Below are 1,589 nucleotides of genomic sequence, written 5' to 3' on the forward strand. Positions count from 1 at the left end.
GATCTGAAGCTGGTGAGTGATCCCGTGTGGTTTGGGCGGCACATTGCGGAGCTGAACGGGACGAACGGTGCGCTGGTGCGTTCGTACGTGTGGGGATTGGATGTTTCGGAGACCCTGGACGGTGCGGGTGGTGTGGGTGGGTTGCTGTGGGTGCGGTTGAGCGGCGGGTCTGCTGCGGGGGTGCACTTTGTGACGTATGACGGCAACGGGAACGTGTGGAACCTGGTCTCGGCGAGCACCAGTACCGAGACCGCCCGGTACGAGTATGGGCCGTTTGGGGAGCCTTTGCGGCTGACGGGCGCTGCGGCGGGTTCGAATCCGTTCCGGTTCAGCACGAAGCGGACGGAGGACGCGACGGGCCTGGTGCTGTACGAATACCGTGCCTACAGTCCCACCCTGGGCAGGTGGTTGAGCAGGGATCCCATCTCTGATCTGAGCTCCCCGATACTCTTCATTGAGGCCAAGAACGTTAGGACTTTGAGGCGCGTGCTCTTGGCGTCCCCGGAAGCTGTACACATCGCTTATGAAAATCGGCATTATTTTGCAAAGCTGAGCGTATTGGACTCTACCCTGGCTTTTAAGAAAAAGACCCACGGCGTCGATCTCGTTCCTGTGTACGTCTTTGCCAGGAATACCACGACCGCTTATGTCGACCCTGATGGCAACGTTGCGCAGTGGGTGGCGGCGTGCGGGGTCGGTTGCGTTGTAGGTGCCATTGGCGGCGCGGTCGGCGGAATAGGGTCATGGCGAGCGGCGTGGTGCGGAGCGTTGGGAGGTGCGATCAATGGCTGCTGTTCATCCATACTGTGCACATCACTCCCTCACTTGTGTATAAAAGGATCGTGTATCTGTGGTGCAATTGGTTCGATTGCAGAACAGTTGTGTCTCGGCGGCGTCAATTATAAGGACCCATGCGCATGGATTGGGCTTTTGTTCTCAGCACTCGCGGGATGTTTGGGAGGAATGGCGGCCGACGTTGAGGATGCGACATTAAGTATAGTGGCTTTTGTTGTAGGCATGGACATAAGTGCTTTGACGTCATTGTGTGGCAAGTAGTAGGAAGGGCTATGGATGCCTTAGCGTACGGACTATTCCTGTTAACTGCAGGAATCGCAGGTGTGATACATGTGTGTGCAGTCTACAAAAAGTGTTGGACATACAGTAAAGTGCGCCTCGGCATGGTGGTAGTCATCGGGGCGCTTTTATCTCTGCCACTCGTGCAGGCTAGCCCTCCTAAGGACCTTCAAACCTTCGGTACGGTGCCAGCTGTAATGGTGTCGGTGGGCTGTGGTTGCGTGGCGGGCGCCCTTGCGCTCATAGTAGCGTGCCAACGCCGAAAGAGCGTGATCTCGTCGCTCATTGGCAGGTTTCTCAAATGTGAGCCAAGGTGAGTGCACTGGTGTGTCCGCTGGGGCACTGTTTTTTGCAATGATGGCGGTTTTACGACCCCGCTGGTGCCGGTGCCATGGGAATGAGGCTGGTGAGCTGTCTGGACTGGACGTACGATGCGATGGGCGGGCGGGTGCGGGCCGGTTGGGCCGACGGCAGTTACTGGGTCTACCGGTACGACCCGTATGGTCAGTTGGAGT

Annotated in this window: 1 protein-coding gene; it reads left to right on the forward strand. The window is 57.6% G+C overall.

What is annotated here, in order from left to right:
- Positions 1-1,056, forward strand: a 1,056-nt coding sequence (locus G4L39_RS04720; RefSeq protein WP_165106305.1) for an RHS repeat-associated core domain-containing protein, incomplete at its 5' end; no start/stop codon positions are given.
- Positions 1,057-1,589: the final 533 nt, after the last annotated feature.

The sequence above is a fragment of the Limisphaera ngatamarikiensis genome (genome assembly GCF_011044775.1).
In the GTDB taxonomy this organism is placed as follows: domain Bacteria; phylum Verrucomicrobiota; class Verrucomicrobiia; order Limisphaerales; family Limisphaeraceae; genus Limisphaera; species Limisphaera ngatamarikiensis.